Origin of the sequence: Streptomyces vietnamensis, assembly GCF_000830005.1 — a bacterium.
Lineage (GTDB): Bacteria > Actinomycetota > Actinomycetes > Streptomycetales > Streptomycetaceae > Streptomyces > Streptomyces vietnamensis.
In genome coordinates, this window is sequence record NZ_CP010407.1 from 3,262,257 (window position 1) to 3,281,139 (window position 18,883).

Consider the following 18,883-nt stretch of genomic DNA (forward strand, 5'->3'; position numbering starts at 1 on the left):
CGCGCTGATCAGTCGATGACGGGCGGCGCCACGCGGCGCCCCTGCTGCCAGGTCTCCTCGTCCTCGACGAGGTAGTCGGGACGCTCTCCGTTCTGCTCCTCGCGCTCGCCGGGCTTCGCGGCGTTTCCGCGCACGAGTCCGGAGCCGCCGGCCGTGAAGGGCTTCCCGCCGCCCGCGGCTCCGGCGCGCTGCGCCTTGCCGCCGACGACGCCGCCGGCCTCGCCGGCGAGGCGGCGGCCGCCGCTGATGCCGTTCTGACCGGCCGGGCCGCCCGTGGGGCCGCCCATGCCGTGGGCGCCGCCCATGCCACGGCCCATACCGCGGCCCATGCCGGTCCGGTTCTGTCCGTTGGGCTCGTTGCCGATCACGGTGCTGCGCGGGATGCCGGTCTGCGGCCGGCCCGTGGTGCTGGGGACCTGACGGCCACCGCTGATGCCTTCGCGGGGCATGCCGGGCCCGGTGCGGAGGCCGCCGGTCTGCGGGCCGCGGGGGGTGCCGGTGCCGCCGGTGAGGGGCGAGGTGGGGCCCAGGGGACCCGGACCGCCCTTCACGGTCAGCGGAGGCATGCCGGGGGTCACGAGGGGAGGCATTCCGCCGTCCGGCTTGGTGACCGGCGGCGGGCCGCCCGGAAGCTGCGTCGTCGGCACGGTGATGTCCGGCTTCGGCGGCGTCTTCACGCTGTCGATGCCCAGGTCCGCGGGAGTGTCGGGCCGGACCTCGGGCTTGATGACGTGCGTCGGCCCGGTCGGGTCGCCCGTCGGCGGGGCCGTCGTCGTGTCGATCGTGGAGTGCGTGTCCGGCTGCGAGCGCGTGGTGTGCGTGCTCGTGTGCGTTCCCGTGCTCGTGTCCGTACCGGTGGAGCGGTTGTCACTCTGCGGCGTGGAGCCGATGTACGAGGAATCGCGCCCGTACTTGCCCGTGTCGGCCGGCACGAACGCCCCCGGCGGCGGCGGGAACGTCGGCGGTTCCGTGCTCCCCATGTGGAAGCTCGACCACTGGTACGCCTGGGAGAGACGTTCCATCTCGGCCGCCGCCGCCTGCTGGTTCTCCCGCTCCTTCGCCTCGATGGCCGCCAGCTCCTCGCTGGGGGACATCTGGTTCCGGGCGTTGCGGGCGATAGTCTGCGAGTCGGGGTCGTTGTGGTACTTCTGGGCGGCCTGCAGGTTCGCCTTGGCCGCCTCGTGGGAGGTGTACCGGGGGATGGCGCTCTGTGCGACGGAGATGGCGGAGGCGTTCTCCGACATCCACTTGGATCCACGCTCGCTGTAGTCGGCAAGCCCGGTGGTCGAGTTGGCCACGTTGGTCGCCCACTCGACGAAGGCCTTCTCGGCCTCGCCCTCCCAGTCCATGCCGTGCATGGCGGTGCGGAGTTCGTTGGCGATCTTCTCCAACTGGGTTGCCGCCGTCGCCAGTCGTCGTGCCGCCTCGCCGACGTTGTAGCTGCTGGCCTCGTCCAGCCATGCCAGCATCTGCTCGTGCTTCATGCTGCGGAAGTTGGTCCCTCCGCCACCGCCGCCCTCTGCAGGCCTCATCTCTCGCCTCTTCCCCGTGTCCCCGAAATTCCGTCCGCGCCCGCCTACTTGAGGGAGCTGTCGCCCTCTACACCCGTGCTGCCTTCGCTGCCCACCTCGCTGCGGCCCGCTTCCTTGTCCGCCTTCTGCTTGGCGTCGTACGTCCGCTGATGGATCTGGATCATCTTGCGCTTGATGTCGTCGTCCATCTCCTCGAAGCCGTTCTTCGAGGCGACGACCGCGATACCCAGACCCTCCAGGCAGTCGTTGAGCAGCCCGGAGAGCTGCACCAGCTTGCCCAGGACCTCGTCGTAGGCGGTGTACGCACTCTGGGCCTCACTCCAGGCCGCGCCGCCCCCGCCGAACTGGGTGCGGCTGACCGGGTCGGCCTTCAGCTTTCCGGCGCTCGCGTCGGAGCCCTTGAGCTGCGTGATGAGGTCCTCGACGCCCTGCTTGAACTTCTGCATGGAGTCGGCGCTGTACTTCACGGCCTGCGTCCGCATCCCGGACGTCATGCCCTCCAGTTCGGCTCGCATACCCGCTCCTCCCCCGTGAACCCACCATGCCGTCAACGGCACAAGTCAAGAAGTCCACTGTAGTCAGGAACGACGACAGTCCGCACCTCCGGGTTGCACAAGCAACGGACATCACATGGTTACGAATTGGGCACGGCGACCGCCGCCTGGGGGCGGATCGGGAGGCGGTTGACCGGGCGGCCCGTCGCCGCGCGCACCGCTGAGGCCACTGCGGCGGGCGAGGTGACGACCGGGATCGCGCTCGCCGCCTTCGCGCCGAAGGGGGCCACCACGTCGCGTTCCTCGACGAGTTTCACGATGCGAATGTCCGGGGCGTCCAGTGATGTCGGGAGTGCGTAGCCCGTGAAGTCGGGGTGGCGGACCAGACCGCGGGCCGTGCGGAGGTTCTCCGTGAGGGCCGCGCCGATGCCCTGGGTGATGCCCGCCTCGATGCGGGCGGTGAGCTGAGCGGGGTTCAGGACGCGGCCGACGTCCTGGGCGACGGCCATCTCCACCACGCGTACCGCGCCGAGTTCGATGTCCACGTCCACCACCGCGCGGATCGCGCAGAAGGCGAGGCCGACGAAGGCGTCGCCCTGGCCGGACTCGTCCAGCGGCTCCGTGGGGTGGGGGCGGCACTGGGCCGTGGCCCAGAGTTCCTTGCCGTCCATCGCCTCCGTGACCGTCGTCGACAGGACGCCGTCGTACGAGGTGATCTTGCCGTCCGTGATCTGGAGCAGCTCCGTCGACATGCCGAACTTGTGGGCCAGCGGCTGGAGTAGCTGCGTGCGGACCATCTTCGCCGCTCGTTCCACCGCTCCGCCCGACACCCAGGTGTGGCGGCCGTGGGCCGCCGGGCCCGCCGGCGGCTGGTCCGTGTCGACGGGGGCCACGTGGACCTCGTCGATGCCCAGCGTCTCCTGGACGATCTGGCGGGCGAGCGTCGAGAAGCCCGAACCCGTGTCCACGGCCGAGCAGATGACCGTCGCCACCCCGTCCATGACCCGCACGGTCGCCGTCGACACCTCGTCGGTGCCCTCCGCGCCCAGCATGTGCACCATGCCGAGCGCGTAGCCCACGCCCCGCCGCACCGCGCCGGGTTCGCCCGCGCCCTCGGGGCCGCCGGGCAGCAGCCAGTCGTCTTCCGGGGTGTCCTTGGGCAGGGAGGGGAGCGGGAAGTCCCGCACGGCTGCGAGGAGTTCCGCCACCGGGGCCGGGCACGTCACCGTCTGGCCCGTCGGCAGGATGTCGCCGGTCGCCATCACGTTCCGCATGCGCAGCTCCGCCGGGTCCACGCCCAGCTTCGCCGCCAGTTTGTCCATCTGGGCCTCGTACGCCGCGCACACCTGCATCGCGCCCTCGCCCCGGACGTGGCCCGAGGGGGGGTTGTTCGTACGGACCGCCCAGCCCTCCACGAAGGCGTGCGGGACCACGTACGGGCCGCACGCGAAGGCCACCGCCGCCGCGAGCGACTCCGACGACGAGTCCGCGTACGCGCCCGCGTCGAGCAGGATCTGCGCCTCCACCTTCACCAACCGCCCCTCCGCGTCCGCGTGGTGGCGGTAGCGCAGCAGGGTGGGGTGGCGGTGGGCGTGGCCGAGGAAGGACTCCTCGCGCGTGGCGGTCAGTTTGACCGGGCAACCGGTGCGGAGGGCCAGCAGGCCCAGCGGGATCTGGAAGCCCGGGTCCTCGCGGTCGCCCGTCGCGCCCGGGACCCCGGTGACCACCAGCTTCACCTGCTCCGGGGGCAGGCCGAAACAGGCCGCCGCCAGGTCGCGGTCCGTGTGCGGGTCCGTGGACGCCGTGTAGATCTCCACCCCGCCGTCCGGGCGCGGCACCGCGAGACCCGCCTCCGCGCCGATCGGCGCCGGGTCCTGCCGGCCGATCCGGTACAGGCCCTCGACGACGACCTCGCCCGTCGCCTCCGGGTCGCCGAAGCGCAGCGGGATGTGCCGGATCAGGTTCCCGTCGGGGTGCAGCGGCTCCGCCGCGAACGCCTTCTCCGGGTCCGTGACGGGTTCGAGGATCTCGTACTCGACGGCGATCGCCGCCGTCGCGAGCCGCGCCGTGTCCGGGTGGTCGGCGGCGATCGCCGCGAGGGCCTCGCCGTGGTGCCGGACCAGGTCGGAGGCGAAGACGGGCCGGTCGGCGACCCTGCGCCCGTACGTCGCCGCGCCCGGCACGTCGGCGGCCGTCACCACGGCCCGTACGCCCGGCATGGCCTCCGCCGCCGTCGTGTCGATCGACACGATCCGGGCGTGCGGGTGCGGCGAGCGCAGGATCGCGGCCCAGAGCAGCCCCTCGGCCCACAGGTCGGAGGCGTACGGGAAGGTGCCCTCGGTCTTCGCCCGCGCCTCGGCCTGCGGGAGCGAGGTGCCGAGGCCGTGTGCGGCGGGCTGCTCCTGACCGGGGGTGTCCAGAGCGGCGGTGGTCGCGTCGCTGCTCACGCCATGCCTCCGTCGTGCGCGTGGGGAATCTGGTGCGGGACAGGGATCTCGTCGGCGGCCTCGGGCGCGGTGGCCGCGGCGGCGGCCTCGCGCTCGGCGACGACGTCCCGGACGGCGTCGAGCACGCCCCGGTAGCCGGAGCAGCGGCAGAGGTTGCCGGCGAGGGCCTGGCGGCCCTCCAGCTCCGTGGGGGCGTGGTTGCCCTCCAGGAGGTCGTGCACGGTCATGCACATGCCGGGGATGCAGAAGCCGCACTGGACGGTGCCGCACTTGGCCATCGCCCGCTGCACGTCCGAGGGTTCGCCGTCGACCGCGAGGCCCTCGACCGTCCGCACCTCGCTCCCGGCGGCGGTCGCCGCGGGCACCAGGCAGGAGGCCACGAGCCGGCCGTCGACCTGCACGTTGCACGCGCCGCACTCGCCCTGCGAGCAGCCGTCCTTGGCCCCGGCGAGGCCGAGGCGCTCGCGCAGGACGTAGAGCAGCGACTCGCCGATCCAGGAACCGGTGACGGGCCGGTCCGTGCCGTTGACCCGCAGGGTGTACGAGGTGTGGGGGTGCTCGTCGCTGTCCGTGGAGGCGTCGACGGGCGGCGCGACGGGGGCGGGGGCTGTCGGGGCCTCCTCCTGTACGGCCTCCGGCACGGCCTCGGGAGCGGGCTCCTGCACGGCCTCGGGAGCGGGCTCCTGTACGGCCTCCGGAACCTCCTCCGCGGCGTCCGTCCCGGCGGCCTCCGAGGCCTCCGCGGCCTCCTCCGCCACCGGCTCCTCCGGGAGCGCCCAGGGCGCGGGCGCGCCGCCCGGCAGCGTCACCGGAGCCTCGGCGTACGAGGCGGGCGAGGCGAGCGGGGTGGGCGAGGCGAGCGGGGTGGGCGAGGCGGGCGGGACGGATGCCTCCGGCTCGGCCGGGATCTGCCACTGGCCCGTGGACTCCTCGAAGCGCCACTCGGCCGTCGCGTGCGGGTCCTGCCCGTCGTACTCGGCCACGTGCTCGCCGACGTGCTCGACGGCGTGCTCGACGTACGCCGGCGGCTGGAAGTGCTCGACGTCCTGGAACGTCTCGCCCTGGAACGTCTCGCCCTCGAAGTACTGCGTCTGCTCCGCCTCCGTCGGGACGTGCACCGTCCAGGTGCCCGTCGCCGCCGGGTCCGTCGCCGCGCTCGGGGCGAGCGGCTGGAGCGGGGTGATCATCGGCGGTACGTAGCCGTGGCCGGGCGCCTCCAGGGGCACGCCGTCCAGCATGAAGTCGGGCGGCAGCTGGACGAAGGCGGTCGCGTCGCCGTCGTATCCCTCGCTCTGCGGGATCGGCTCCCAGCCGCCCGTCTGACCCTTGTGCGCGTCGCTCATGCCAGTGCCCTCCCCAGTGCCCGTCGGGCGAGTGCGGCGACGGTGCGCCGCAGGTGCAGTACGGCCGGGGGCAACTGTTCGTCGCCCGGCGGGTCCGGGATGCAGGCGGCGGCGACGTACTCGCCGAAGGCCGCGAGCGCCTCCGGGGCGAGCCCCCGGTCGTTGTCCCAGTCCACCAGCGAGGCGATCCAGCGCTCGGCCTCCAGCGGGCGCAGCGGCATGGGCGCGACGGCGCCGACCGCGCAGCGCACGCCGCGCCGGGCCGGGTCGAGGACGACGGCGACGGAGGCGGTGGCGCGGGCCGGGCCGGTGCGGCCGGTGGCCTTGAGGAAGACCTGGGGGGCGTGGAGCAGCGGGACGCGGACGAAGCCGACGAGCTCGCCGGGGGCGAGCAGGTCGCGGCCCGCGAGGAGGTGGGAGACGGGGATCTCGCGGGTGCCGAGCGGCCCGAGGACGACGAGGTCGGCCTCCAGGGCTGCGAGGACCGGCAGCGAGTCGCCGGTGGGCGCGGCGGTGACGATGTTGCCGCCGAGGGTGCCGGCGTTGCGGATCTGGGGCGGCCCGGCCGCGCGACTGGCGGCGGCGAGGGCCGGGATGAGGGCGGCGAAGTCGGGGCGGCCCATCCGGGCGTGGGTGAGGCCCGCGCCGAGGAGGGCGTGGCCGTCCTGGTACTGCCAGCCGCGGATCTCGTTGATGCGGCTCAGGCCGACGAGTCCGGCGGGGCGGAGCTGGCCTTTGTTGACGGCGGCCATGAGGTCGGTGCCGCCGGCGACGGGCACGGCGGCCGGCATGGCCGTGAGTGCCGCCACGGCCTCGTCGAGCGAGGCGGGCAGCGTCACGGACTGCGCCGTCTGTGGTGCGTGCGTGGTCAACCCGCTGCCCCTTCCCGGTGTCCCGGTGGTCCCCGACTGTTGCCCGGTCGTCGCGCCTGCGAGCGGCGGTACGACGCGCCTGCGTGTGGGCGTACCGTACGTGCTCGCAGGCCGGACGTGGCAACTCTGGCACATCTTCCGAGGAGTCCGGCGCGAGGGTCCGCGAAGGACTGTTCCGTCCGGGACGCCCTGGCTGCGACGGTAACTTCCGTTTCACCACTCTTGGGTGACCGGGTGACGTCGGGTCCCTCACACGTTCGGGGGCGTGCCCTCCAGGGGGCGGCCCAGGACCCCCGGCCGCTGCTGCCAGGGGTGGGGTCCGGCGGGCGGGCGGTAGTCGACGCCGAGGGCGTCCAGGCGCCGGTAGTGGGTGCGCATGCGGCGCTCGAAACCGGCGTGGTCGCGCGCCTCCGGCGCGGGCAGCGCGGACCAGGCGACCTCGGCGAAGGCGGCGAGGCGCGGGAAGACCTGGTAGTCGACGCGGGAGCGGTTCTCCATCACCTCGGTCCAGACGTTGGCCTGGGTTCCCAGGATGTGGGCGGCGGCCTCGGGCGAGAGGCCCGGCGGGACGGGCTCGAAGCGGTAGACGTCCTCCAGGGTGCGGACGTATCCGATGGGCACGGGTTCGTCCTCGCCGGGCGCCTGTCGGTGGTCCAGGTACACGTGCTGTTCGGGGCACATGACGACGTCGTGGCCGGCCTCGGCTGCGGCGATTCCGCCCGCGTACCCCCGCCAGGACGACACGGCCGCTCCGTCGGCGAGTCCGCCCTCCAGGATCTCGTCCCAGCCGATGAGGCGGCGGCCGCGGGCGGCGAGCCAGCGGTCGAAGTGGCGGATGAACCAGGACTGGAGGCCGTCCTCGTCGCCGACCCCGAGTTCCTCGATGCGGGCCTGGGCGGTCGGGGAGGCCTTCCACTGGTCCTTGGGGCACTCGTCGCCGCCGACGTGGACGAAGGTGGACGGGAAGAGGTCGAGGACCTCCTCGAAGACGCCCTCGTAGAAGCGGAGGACGGCCTCGGTGGGGGCGAGGACGTTGGGGTTGACGCCCCAGGTGTCCCAGACGGTGAGGGCGGCGGTGTCGACGACGTCGGTGTTGCCGAGTTCGGGGTGGGCGGCGATGGCGGCCTGCGCGTGGCCGGGGAGGTCGATCTCGGGGACGACGGTGATGTGCCGCTCGGCGGCGTACGCGACGATCTCGCGGATGTCGTCCTGGGTGTAGAAGCCGCCGTACGGGGTCTCGGTCCAGAGCGGCGAGGCCCGGTGCCCCCACTTGGTGCGGGCCCGCCAGGCGCCGACCCCGGTGAGCTTCGGGTGGCGCTCGATCTCGATGCGCCAGCCCTGGTCGTCGGTGAGGTGGAGGTGGAAGACGTTCAGCTTGTGGGCGGCGAGGAGGTCGAGCAGGCGCAGGACGTCGTCCTTGGGCGTGAAGTGCCGGGAGACGTCGAGGAGAAGGCCGCGCCAGCCGAAGCGGGGGCCGTCCTCGATGGTCACGTACGGGAGGTCCCGGGCCGCGTCCCTCCGCACGGGCGCCTTGCGGTACGCGTCGGGGCCGAGGAGCTGACGGAGGGTCTGGGCGCCCCAGAACACCCCGGCGGGGCCGCCGCCCTCGATGACGACGGCGGCACCGGGACGCTCGGTGCTCAGGCGGTAGGCCTCCGGGCCCCGCTCCCGCGCCACCTCCTCGCTGATCCGCAGCCGTACGGCGTGCTCGCCCGCTCCGTCGGCGAACGGCAGCCCGGTGGCGGCGCCGAGCGCGGCGCGGAGCCAGCGGGCGGTGGACCCGGTGCCGGGTCCGGCGTCGAGCGTGGTCCGCTCGTCGAGCGGGAAACACCCGGCGGAACTCCCCCGGTGCTCCACCGACAGCGGTACGGGAATCAGGTCCTGCTCCGACGTCATCGCCCCCTCCACACGCGAGCGTTGCAGCATGTGCAACAGTCGTTTCGCGTTGCACAACACGGCGAGGCTAGGGGCCTTCGACCGGGCCGACAAGAGGTCTCGACCACATCGGCCGCATCGACCACATCGACCCGTTCCGGAACGCGCAACGGCCCCCGTCGCACGTACCGAAGTACGCGCGACGGGGGCCGCGGAAGGGCTCGCCCCGACGTCAGGACGGCACGGCTACTTGTCCTTGCCGCCCTTGTCCTTGTCGCCGCCGCCCGCGCCCATGGAGTCGTAGATCTCCTTGCACATCGGACAGACCGGGTACTTCTTGGGGTCGCGCCCCGGTACCCAGACCTTTCCGCACAGCGCCACGACGGGCGTGCCGTCGAGGGCGCTCGCCATGATCTTGTCCTTCTGGACGTAGTGGGCGTAGCGCTCGTGGTCGCCGTCACCGTGGGACACCTGCGGCGTCGGCTCGACGAGGGTTCCCGTACCTGCCCCGCGCTCGGGCTCGAGAGTGCTCATAACCGCCAAGGGTACTGAAAGCCGTGGCCCTCAGTTGAGGGACGGGTCGTCGGGGTACGTCGCGATCATCGCGAGCTCGCCGCGCTGCCGTCGCAGCACCTGCCGCCAGAGCGTCTCGGGGCGCGGCGAGGAGACGTCGCCGGGCTCCGACTCGACCACGTACCAGGCGCCGTCGCCGAGCTCGGCCTCCAGCTGGCCGGGGCCCCAGCCCGCGTACCCGGCGAAGATCCGCAGCGAGCCGAGCGCGGGTCCGAGCAGCTCGGGCGGGGCCTCCAGGTCGACCAGGCCGATCGCCCCGTACACCCGCCGCCAGCCGAGGGGGCCCTCGTCGCCGGGGATCACGGCGACGCCGAGGGCCGCGTCGAGCGAGACGGGGCCGCCCTGGAAGACGACGCCGGGTTCGCCGGCGAGGGCGGCCCAGGGGGCGAGGATGTCGCCGACGGTGACCGGCGTGGGCCGGTTGAGGACGACGCCGAGCGAGCCCTCGTCGTCGTGGTCGAGCAGCAGGACCACCGCGCGGTCGAAATTCGGGTCCGCCAGCGCGGGGGTGGCCACGAGCAGCCGTCCTGTGAGCGAGGACACCTCGGTCATGCGACACATGATCCCGCATCTTCGGCGTTCGCGGGGGGTTGTCGGACGTGATCCGGGGAAGCCGGTGACCACCGCAGCTCAGGAGGGCCGGGGCCGCGGCGTCGGACCGCCCCGCGAGGACAAGCGGACGGTGACGCTCCGCAAGATCACGGGAACAGAGGGTGTTGTGCCGAATTCATTACATCTGACAGGCCCCATGGGGCACCCGATCGGGGTCTCATGGCCCCTTACCCTTTTCTCTGGCCACCCGTCGGACCCCACTTTCGGAACGCGAGATTCATGACCGGCACAGACGATGTCCTGCTTGTCCACGGCGGAACCCCGCTGGAGGGCGAGATCCGCGTTCGCGGCGCGAAGAACCTCGTGCCCAAGGCGATGGTCGCCGCCCTGCTCGGCAGCGGTCCCAGCCGTCTGCGCAACGTTCCCGACATCCGTGACGTCCGCGTCGTCCGCGGGCTGCTCCAGCTGCACGGAGTGACGGTCCGCCCGGGCGAGGAGCCCGGCGAGCTCGTCCTCGACCCGACGCACGTCGAGTCCGCCAACGTCGCCGACATCGATGCCCACGCCGGTTCGTCGCGCATCCCGATCCTCTTCTGCGGCCCGCTGCTGCACCGCCTCGGCCACGCCTTCATCCCGGGCCTGGGCGGCTGCGACATCGGCGGCCGGCCCATCGACTTCCACTTCGACGTGCTCCGCCAGTTCGGCGCGACCATCGAGAAGCGGGCGGACGGGCAGTACCTGGAGGCCCCGCAGCGTCTTCGCGGTTGCAAGATCCGCCTGCCGTACCCCTCGGTCGGCTCGACCGAGCAGGTGCTGCTCACGGCGGTCCTCGCGGAGGGCGTCACCGAGCTGTCGAACGCGGCCGTGGAGCCCGAGATCGAGGACCTGATCTGCGTCCTGCAGAAGATGGGCGCGATCATCTCCATGGACACCGACCGGACCATCCGGATCACCGGTGTCGACCGTCTCGACGGCTACACCCACCGGGCGCTCCCGGACCGCCTGGAGGCGGCCTCCTGGGCGTCGGCGGCGCTGGCCACCGAGGGCAACATCTACGTGCGCGGCGCCCAGCAGCGCTCGATGATGACCTTCCTCAACACGTACCGGAAGGTCGGCGGCGCCTTCGAGATCGACGACGAGGGCATCCGCTTCTGGCACCCGGGCGGCTCGCTGAACGCGATCCACCTGGAGACGGACGTGCACCCCGGCTTCCAGACGGACTGGCAGCAGCCGCTGGTCGTGGCCCTGACGCAGGCCTCCGGCCTCTCCATCGTCCACGAGACGGTGTACGAGTCCCGGCTCGGCTTCACCTCCGCGCTGAACCAGATGGGCGCGCACATCCAGCTGTACCGCGAGTGCCTGGGCGGCTCCGACTGCCGCTTCGGCCAGCGGAACTTCCTGCACTCGGCGGTCGTGTCGGGCCCGACGAAGCTCCAGGGCGCCGACCTGGTCATCCCCGACCTGCGCGGCGGCTTCTCGTACCTGATCGCGGCGCTCGCGGCCCAGGGCACGAGCCGGGTCCACGGCATCGACCTGATCAACCGCGGCTACGAGAACTTCATGGAGAAGCTCGTCGAGCTGGGCGCGAAGGTCGAGCTGCCGGGCAGCGCGCTGGTCTGATTCTCGGACGCCTTACGGGGCCCCGTGGGGCCCCGTAAGGCGTCAAGGGCCCGCAAGGGCCCGTACGGGCGCGAACGAAAGGGCGGCCACCCCCTGACAGGGTGGCCGCCCTTTCTGCGCCTCTAGGCAGCCTTACTTGCCCTTGGCGGCTTCCTTGAGCTTCGAGCCCGCGGAGACCTTCACGCTGTAGCCGGCCGGGATGTCGATCGGGTCGCCGGTCTGCGGGTTACGAGCGGTGCGAGCGGCACGGTGGGTGCGCTCGAAGGTCAGGAAGCCGGGGATGGTGACCTTCTCGTCACCCTTGGCGACGACCTCACCGACGGTCTCGGCGAGAGCGGCCAGCACGGCGTCGGCGTCCTTGCGGGTCACCTCGGCGCGGTCGGCCAGGGCGGCCACCAGCTCACTGCGGTTCATGTTGTTACTCCCGTGTTCTTCTTGCCTGTGAGGCGTGCCACGCGGCGGAAGCCGCGCGATTGGGTACAGCGAAGCCGATGCTGCCAGGGCCCTCGGACAGTCCCCGGACCCGGGTCAAATGACAGACCCTCGCGCCCAAACACGCATCCTGCCCCCACCAGCGGCGGGAACGCCAATCCGGCACCCCCGCGGGTCACACGAAAAGCGCCAGAGTCCCGTGGTGGTGACGTTCCGTCGACGCCGCGAAAACAGCGCGGAGCCGAAAAGCCACCCTAAAGGCGGGTTTACGGCTCCGCGAATCGCGACGCGCCGTCAGCGGCCGCTCGGCGTCCGCTGACGGCGCCCGCTCAGCGGCCGTTCGACGCCGTGCCCGCGCCCGCGGCCTTCGCCGCGTTCCGGACGGCTCCGGCGACCGCGCCGGCGACCTTGTCGTTGAAGACCGACGGGATGATGTAGTTCGGGTTCAGCTCGTCCTCGGTGACCACGCCGGCGAGGGCGGAGGCCGCCGCCAGCATCATCTCCGTGTTGACCGTACGGGACTGCGCGTCGAGCAGACCGCGGAAGACGCCCGGGAAGACCAGCACGTTGTTGATCTGGTTCGGGAAGTCCGAGCGGCCGGTGGCGACGACGGCGGCGGTCTGCCGGGCGGCGGCCGGGTCGACCTCCGGGTCGGGGTTCGCGAGCGCGAACACGATGGAGCCCTCCGCCATGGCGGCGACGTCCTCCGCGCCGAGCAGGTTCGGGGCCGAGACGCCGATGAAGACGTCCGCGCCGACGACGGCCTCCTTGAGGGTGCCGGTGACGCCCTCGGGGTTGGTGTTGTCGGCGATCCAGCGCAGCGGCGTGCCGGGGGCGGCGTCGACCAGGTCCTCGCGGCCCGCGTGCACGACGCCGTGGATGTCGGCGACGACGGCGTGCTTCACACCCGCCGCGATCAGCAGCTTGAGGATGGCCGTACCGGCGGCGCCGGCACCGGACATGACGACCCGTACGTCGCCGATGCCCTTGCCGACGACGCGCAGCGCGTTGGTGAGGGCGGCGAGGACGACGATGGCGGTGCCGTGCTGGTCGTCGTGGAAGACGGGGATGTCGAGGGCCTCGCGCAGCCGGGCCTCGATCTCGAAGCAGCGGGGCGCGGAGATGTCCTCCAGGTTGATGCCCGCGAAGCCGGGGGCGATCGCCTTGACGATCGCGACAATCTCGTCGGTGTCCTGGGTGTCGAGGCAGATCGGCCAGGCGTCGATGTCGGCGAAGCGCTTGAACAGGGCCGCCTTGCCCTCCATGACCGGCATCGCGGCCATCGGGCCGATGTTGCCGAGGCCGAGGACGGCGGAGCCGTCGGTGACGACCGCGACGGTGTTGCGCTTGATGGTGAGGCGGCGGGCGTCCTCGGGGTTCTCGGCGATCGCCATGCACACGCGGGCGACGCCCGGGGTGTAGATCATGGAGAGGTCGTCACGGTTGCGGATGGGGTGCTTCGACGCCATCTCGATCTTGCCGCCGAGGTGCATCAGGAACGTACGGTCGGAGACCTTGCCGAGGACGACGCCCTCGATGGTGCGCAGCTGCTCGACGATCTCGTCGGCGTGCGCGGTGGAGGTCGCGGCGATGGTGACGTCGATGCGGAGCTTCTCGTGGCCGGAGGCGGTCACGTCGAGGCCGGTGACGGATCCGCCGTGGGACTCCACCGCCGTGGTGAGCTGGGAGACCGCGGTTCCGCTGGCGGGAACCTCCAGCCGGACCGTCATCGAGTACGAGACGCTGGGCGCCGTTGCCATGGCCGAGTTCCTCTGCTTTCCCTGAGCTTCGCTGCTACGCCGCCCCGGCTGGTTGCCTGGCGGCGCCCTCCGATGGTCGCACCTACCCGCCGGTAGCAGGTAATGCGGTCATTTCGTTTTCGGAAAGTAGTTTCCACCATACGAGAAGTGCTGGGGAAACAGAAGAGGCCCCCGTCACCGGATGGTGACGGGGGCCTCAACTTCGTACATACATCTAAGTGGCACCGACCCGCCATGCTCGCCTCGCGGCAAGTGGTCCCTCTGAGGGACGAAGGTTGGGCCCGGGGGCTTGGATCGAGCCGGTGCCACGACAAGGCTAACAAACCACCCTGGCTGGTGATTCCAGCGCCACAGGTTGACCTGAAATCGGCGCCGCGGCCCCGGTCGGCCCGGCCCCGCGGCGTCGACCGGCTCAGTCCCGCAGCAGGTCCGGGACCCCCGCCCCGTCCGGCATGTCACGGTCGCCCGCGAGCACCGTGAGCGCCTGGGTGGACCGGGTGAGGGCCACGTACAGCACCCGCAGGCCGGCGGGCGACTCGTCGGCGATCTCGGCGGGAGAGACGACCACCGTGGCGTCGTACTCGAGGCCCTTCGCCTCCAGGGAGCCGAGGGCCACCACCCGGTCGCCGAGGCCGGCGAGCCAACGCGCGGCCTCTTCCCGCCGGTTCATGGCGACGACGACACCGACGGTCCCGTCCACCTCGCCGAGCAGCCGCTCCGCTTCCAAACGTACGGTTTCGGCCAGATCACCCTTCTCCGCGACGGGGACGAAGCGGGGCTCGACGCCCGTCGAACGGACCGCGCGCGGCGACTCCTTGCCCGGCATGGCGAGGGCGAGGACCTTGGCGGCGAGCTCGGCGATCTCCGCCGGGTTCCGGTAGTTCACGGTGAGCTCGAAGCGGCGCCGCGGCCGGGAGCCGAGGGCCTCGTCGCGGGCCTCGGCGGCCTCGTCCGGGTCCGACCAGGAGGACTGCGCCGGGTCGCCGACGACCGTCCAGGTGGCGTGCCGGCCGCGCCGGCCGACCATCCGCCACTGCATGGGCGTCAGGTCCTGGGCCTCGTCGACGATCACGTGCGCGTACTCGGTGCGCTCGGCGGCGAGCCGCTCGGCCCGCTCCCGCTGGGTCTCCTCCCGTACGGGCATCAGCTCCTCGAGGCCCGTGAGCTGGTCCAGCGGGTCGTACTCCCGCTTCTTGCGGGGCCGGGCCGGGGCGCCGAGCAGGGTGTTCAGCTCGTCGAGGAGGGCGACGTCGTGGACGGAGAGGTCCCGGCGGCGCAGCGAACGCGCGAGCCGCCGCACCTCGCCCGGGTTGAGGATCCGCCGGGCCCAGCGCCCGAGCCGCCGCTCGTCGGCCATGGCGTCGAGGACCTGACGGGGCGCGAGCTCGGGCCACCAGGCGTCGAGGAAGGAGAGGAACGAGTCCTCGGTCGACACGTCCTCGTCGAAGGAGGAACGCAGCTCGGCGGCGAGCTCGGGGTCGCTGTGCCGGCCGGCGGCGCCGGACTTGGCGTACAGCGCGTCGAGGAGCAGCCGCCGGGCACGCGGCCGGAGCAGGTTGACGGGGGCGGTGCCGCCGAGGACGTTGTGGCGGATGCGGCGGAGTTCGTCGGCCTCCAGCTCGAGCCGCCGCCCGAAGGCGACGACGCGCAGGAGCTGCGGGGCGTCGGGGCTCTCCAGGGCACCCCGGGCGGCCTTCCGCAGCACGTGCACCATGCGGGAGGAGCCCTTGACGCGGGCGACGGCGGGCTCGTCGTAGGCGGTGGCCTCGGCGCCGTCGACGAGCGAGCCGACGGCGCGGATCGCGACCTGGCCCTCCTCGCCGAGGGAGGGCAGGACGCCCTCGGTGTACGAGACGAGGAGCGGGGTCGGGGAGACGATGAGGATGCCGCCCGCGTAGCGCCGCCGGTCCTGGTAGAGCAGATAGGCGGCGCGGTGCAGCGCGACGGCCGTCTTGCCGGTCCCCGGCCCGCCCTCGACGTACGTGACGGAGGCGGCGGGCGCGCGGATGACCAGGTCCTGCTCGGCCTGGATGCTGGACACGATGTCCCGCATGGTGTGGCTGCGGGCCTGGCCGAGGGCGGCCATCAGGGCGCCGTCGCCGATCACGGGCAGCTCGCGCCCGTCGAGGGTGGCGCGGAGCTCGGGACGCATGAGGTCGTCCTCGACGCCGAGGACCTGGCGGCCCTTGGAGCGGATGACGCGCCGGCGCACGACGCGGCCGGGGTCGACGGGGGTGGACCGGTAGAAGGGCGCGGCGGCGGGCGCGCGCCAGTCGATCACGAGGGGCGCGTAGTCGGAGTCGAGGACGCCGATCCGCCCGATGTGGAGGGTCTCGCCGATCTCGGCGGTGTTGTCGGGGCGTACGGCGTCCTCGGCGGGCTCGACGGAGGTGTAGGCGCCGTCGGGGCCCTTCTTCCCGTCCTTCCCGTACAGCAGATCGATCCGACCGAAGAGGAAGTCCTCGAACTCGTTGTTGAGCCGGTTGAGGTGGATGCCGGCCCGGAAGACCTGGGCGTCCCGCTCGGCGAGGGCGCCGGGCGTGCCGACCTGGCCCCGCTGGGCGGCGTCGTTCATCAGGAACTCCGCCTCGTGGATCTTCTCCTCCAGTCGGCGGTAGACCTGATCCAGATGTTCCTGCTCGACACCGATCTCACGGTCTCTGACCGTGTCCACGGCTTCCTGCGCGGCCACCTAAGGCCCCCTTCTCACGTGCACTGGGCAGCCGTCGAGCGTACGCCACGAGGGGGCACCGTGTCAGGCGCGGGCCGCAGGCCCACGGCGGGGGGCGGCGGGGTCAGCCGTCGTACTTCTGCTCCGGGGGTGCGTCCAGGGCCAGGCGGTACCCCCGTTTCACCACCGTCTGGATCAGGTTCGGCGTGCCGAGGGCCGTCCGGAGCCGGGCCATCGCCGTCTCCACGGCGTGTTCGTCGCGCCCCGAGCCCGGCAGCGCCCGGAGGAGGTCGGCGCGGGAGACGACCCAGCCGGGCCTGCGGGCCAGGAGGCCGAGGAGGGCCATCCCGGCGGGCGGGACGGGCCGCAGGGCGCCGTCGACGAGGACCGCGTGCCCGCGGATCTCGACGCGGTGGCCGGCGACGGGCAGGACCCGGGCGCGCCCGGGGAGCTCCCGGCAGAGGAGCTGGACGAGCGGCCCGAGCCGGAAGCGCTCGGGCTGGTACGTGTCGATGCCCTCCGCCTGGAGCGGCAGCGCCGTCACGGGCCCCACGCACACCGCGAGCACGTCGTGCCGGAGCGCGGCGACGAGTTCGTCCCGTACGCCCTTCTCCGCCGCCCGGGAGAACAGCGACACGGCGGCCGGCGCACTGGTGAAGGTCACCGCGTCGAGCCCGCGCGCGAGGACCGCGTCGAGGAGCCGGTCGAGCGGGCCGAGGTCCTCGGGCGGCATCCAGCGGTAGACGGGGACGCCGACGACCTCCGCCCCGCCCGCCGTCAAGGCCTCCACGAAGCCGGGGAGGGGCTCGCCGTGGAGCTGGACGGCGATGCGGCGGCCCTCGACGCCCTCCGCGAGGAGCCGGTCGAGGACCTCGGCCATGGACTCGGACGAGGGCGACCAGGACTCGGTGAGCCCGGCGGCCCGTACGGCCCCCTTGACCTTCGGGCCCCGGGCGAGGAGCTCGACGCCCCGCAGCACGTCGAGGAGCTCCTCCCCGCACCCCCACCCCTCGGCCGCCTCGACCCACCCCCGGAAGCCGATCGCCGTGGTGGCGACGACGACGTCCGGGGCGTGGCCGACGAGTTCCTTGGTGGCGGCGAGGAGTTCGGTGTCGTCGGCGAGCGGCACGATCCGCAGGGCGGGGCCGTGGACGACGGCGGCGCCGCGTCGGCGCAGCAGCGCGATCAGCTCGTCGGCGCGTCGTGCCGCGGTGACGCCGACCGTGAAGCCCGCGAGGGGGCCGTGTTCTTGCTCGTCCATGGGGCCCGAGCCTGACGGGGACGCGTGACGGTCCGGGTTCGCGCGTATTTCCTGGTCGTTACGGTCCGCGCCGGGCATCGGACATCACACCCGCGCGAATCCGGGCCGGGACTCCGGCTCCGTGACCGCTTCCACGACATCGGGAACGGTGACCGGCGCCCGAAGGTATACCGCCCAGGTGACCAGCATGCAGGCCGCGTAGAAGGCGAGGAAGGCGACGAAGGCTGCGGTGCCGGTGCCGGCGGTCTGGAAGGACTGGCGGAAGGCGAGGTTGATGCCGAGTCCGCCGAGCGCGCCGACGGCGCCGATGAGCCCCATGGAGGCCCCGGAGAGCCGCCGCCCGTAGGCCTCGGCGGGCTCGCCCACCAGCCCCTTGCGGTGCCCCTGGGCGAGGAAGATCGCCGGGATCATCTTGTACGTGGAGCCGTTGCCGAGGCCGCTGAGGACGAAGAGTCCGATGAAGCCGACGAGGAAGACGGAGAGGGACTCGACGACGGAGGCGTAGATGACGACGCCGGTCGCGGCGGCCATCGCGGCGAAGGTCCACAGGGTGATGCGGGCGCCGCCGTGCCGGTCGGCGAGGGAGCCGCCGAGGGGCCGGATGAGGGAGCCGAGGAGCGGGCCGATGAAGGTGAGGGACGCGGCCTGGAGCGGGGTGCGGCCGAACTGGGTCTGGAGGACGAGGCCGAAGGCGAAGCTGTAGCCGATGAAGGAACCGAAGGTGCCCACGTACAGGAAGGCCATGATCCAGGTGTGCCGGGCCCGTACGGCTTCCTTCGCGGCCCCGGTGTCGTTCTTCACGGGGGCGAGGTTGTCCATGAAGAGCGCGGCGCAGACGGCGGCGACGACGATGAGCGGCAGGTAGACGCCGAGCACGATCCTCGGGTGCATCGCGCCGGCGGTGCCGATGACGAGGAGGCCGACGAGCTGGACGACGGGGACGCCGATGTTGCCGCCGCCCGCGTTGAGGCCGAGCGCCCAGCCCTTCTTCCGGAGCGGGAAGAAGGCGTTGATGTTGGTCATCGAGGAGGCGAAGTTGCCGCCGCCGACGCCGGTGAGCGCGGCGACGAGGACGAAGGTGGTGTACGAGGTGCCGGGGTGCATCACCGCGAAGGCGAGGCCGGTGGGCAGCAGGAGCAGCAGGGCGCTGAGGATCGTCCAGTTGCGGCCGCCGAAGCGGGCGACGGCGAAGGTGTACGGGATGCGGATCAGCGCGCCGACGAAGGTGGCGGTGCCGATGAGGAAGAACTTGCCGGCCGGGTCGACCCCGTACTGCGGCCCCATGAAGAGCACCATGACCGACCAGAGGCTCCAGACGGAGAAGCCGATGTGCTCGGAGAGCACGGAGAAGGCCAGATTGCGCCGGGCGATCTTCTCCCCCTTCTCCCTCCAGAAGGTCTCGTCCTCCGGTTCCCAGCGTTCGATCCAGCGGCCACCCATCTCGCACCTCC

Annotated in this window: 14 protein-coding genes; 1 reads left to right on the plus strand and 13 read right to left on the minus strand. The window is 72.5% G+C overall.

Annotated features, from left to right (window positions below; translation table 11 throughout):
• Positions 1-8: 8 nt before the first annotated feature.
• From SVTN_RS14455 to SVTN_RS14490, 8 genes are all read right to left on the minus strand, one after another.
• Positions 9-1,484 (minus strand): hypothetical protein, encoded by a 1,476-nt coding sequence (locus SVTN_RS14455; protein WP_245727540.1) that lies wholly within the window; start codon positions 1,482-1,484, stop codon positions 9-11.
• A gap of 92 nt (positions 1,485-1,576) precedes the next feature.
• On the minus strand, positions 1,577-2,047 hold the full coding sequence (locus tag SVTN_RS14460) for a hypothetical protein (protein WP_052499113.1): 471 nt from the start codon (positions 2,045-2,047) through the stop codon (positions 1,577-1,579).
• Positions 2,048-2,166: 119 nt separating this feature from the next.
• On the minus strand, positions 2,167-4,473 hold the full coding sequence (locus SVTN_RS14465; RefSeq protein WP_041129470.1) for a xanthine dehydrogenase family protein molybdopterin-binding subunit: 2,307 nt from the start codon (positions 4,471-4,473) through the stop codon (positions 2,167-2,169).
• Entirely contained in the window at positions 4,470-5,816 is a 1,347-nt protein-coding gene (locus tag SVTN_RS14470; RefSeq protein WP_041129471.1) for a (2Fe-2S)-binding protein, read from the minus strand. Before SVTN_RS14470 ends, SVTN_RS14465 begins: the two co-directional genes overlap by 4 nt.
• The gene (locus SVTN_RS14475; RefSeq protein ID WP_041129472.1) at positions 5,813-6,688 is read right to left on the minus strand and encodes an FAD binding domain-containing protein; all 876 of its coding nucleotides are present in this window, start codon (positions 6,686-6,688) and stop codon (positions 5,813-5,815) included. The genes SVTN_RS14470 and SVTN_RS14475 overlap by 4 nt, the downstream gene beginning before the upstream one ends.
• A gap of 249 nt (positions 6,689-6,937) precedes the next feature.
• Positions 6,938-8,584 (minus strand): beta-N-acetylhexosaminidase, encoded by a 1,647-nt coding sequence (locus SVTN_RS14480; RefSeq protein WP_078908348.1) that lies wholly within the window; start codon positions 8,582-8,584, stop codon positions 6,938-6,940.
• A 225-nt stretch (positions 8,585-8,809) separates the two neighbouring features.
• Positions 8,810-9,097, minus strand: coding sequence for a DUF3039 domain-containing protein (locus SVTN_RS14485; protein WP_015033918.1), 288 nt, complete (start codon positions 9,095-9,097; stop codon positions 8,810-8,812).
• Between the two features lie 30 nt (positions 9,098-9,127).
• A complete protein-coding gene (locus SVTN_RS14490) occupies positions 9,128-9,688 on the minus strand; it encodes a YqgE/AlgH family protein (RefSeq protein ID WP_041129473.1) in 561 nt (186 codons plus the stop codon).
• Positions 9,689-9,967: 279 nt separating this feature from the next.
• On the opposite strand from SVTN_RS14490, the gene murA reads away from it, so the two are divergent.
• Entirely contained in the window at positions 9,968-11,308 is a 1,341-nt protein-coding gene (murA, locus tag SVTN_RS14495) for a UDP-N-acetylglucosamine 1-carboxyvinyltransferase (protein WP_030692046.1), read from the plus strand.
• A gap of 132 nt (positions 11,309-11,440) precedes the next feature.
• Here murA and SVTN_RS14500 read toward each other — a convergent pair whose 3' ends face one another.
• From SVTN_RS14500 to SVTN_RS14520, 5 genes are all read right to left on the minus strand, one after another.
• Positions 11,441-11,722 carry an HU family DNA-binding protein gene (locus tag SVTN_RS14500; protein ID WP_015033921.1) on the minus strand — a complete coding sequence of 94 codons (282 nt, stop codon included), beginning with the start codon at positions 11,720-11,722 and terminating at the stop codon, positions 11,441-11,443.
• Between the two features lie 347 nt (positions 11,723-12,069).
• Positions 12,070-13,500 carry an NAD-dependent malic enzyme gene (locus SVTN_RS14505; protein ID WP_041129474.1) on the minus strand — a complete coding sequence of 477 codons (1,431 nt, stop codon included), beginning with the start codon at positions 13,498-13,500 and terminating at the stop codon, positions 12,070-12,072.
• Between the two features lie 412 nt (positions 13,501-13,912).
• A complete protein-coding gene (locus SVTN_RS14510) occupies positions 13,913-16,192 on the minus strand; it encodes a HelD family protein (protein WP_041129475.1) in 2,280 nt (759 codons plus the stop codon).
• Between the two features lie 103 nt (positions 16,193-16,295).
• Entirely contained in the window at positions 16,296-17,432 is a 1,137-nt protein-coding gene (locus SVTN_RS14515; RefSeq protein WP_041129476.1) for a uroporphyrinogen-III synthase, read from the minus strand.
• Positions 17,433-17,516: 84 nt separating this feature from the next.
• Positions 17,517-18,872 carry a nitrate/nitrite transporter gene (locus SVTN_RS14520; RefSeq protein WP_041129477.1) on the minus strand — a complete coding sequence of 452 codons (1,356 nt, stop codon included), beginning with the start codon at positions 18,870-18,872 and terminating at the stop codon, positions 17,517-17,519.
• Between the last annotated feature and the right edge of the window lie 11 nt (positions 18,873-18,883).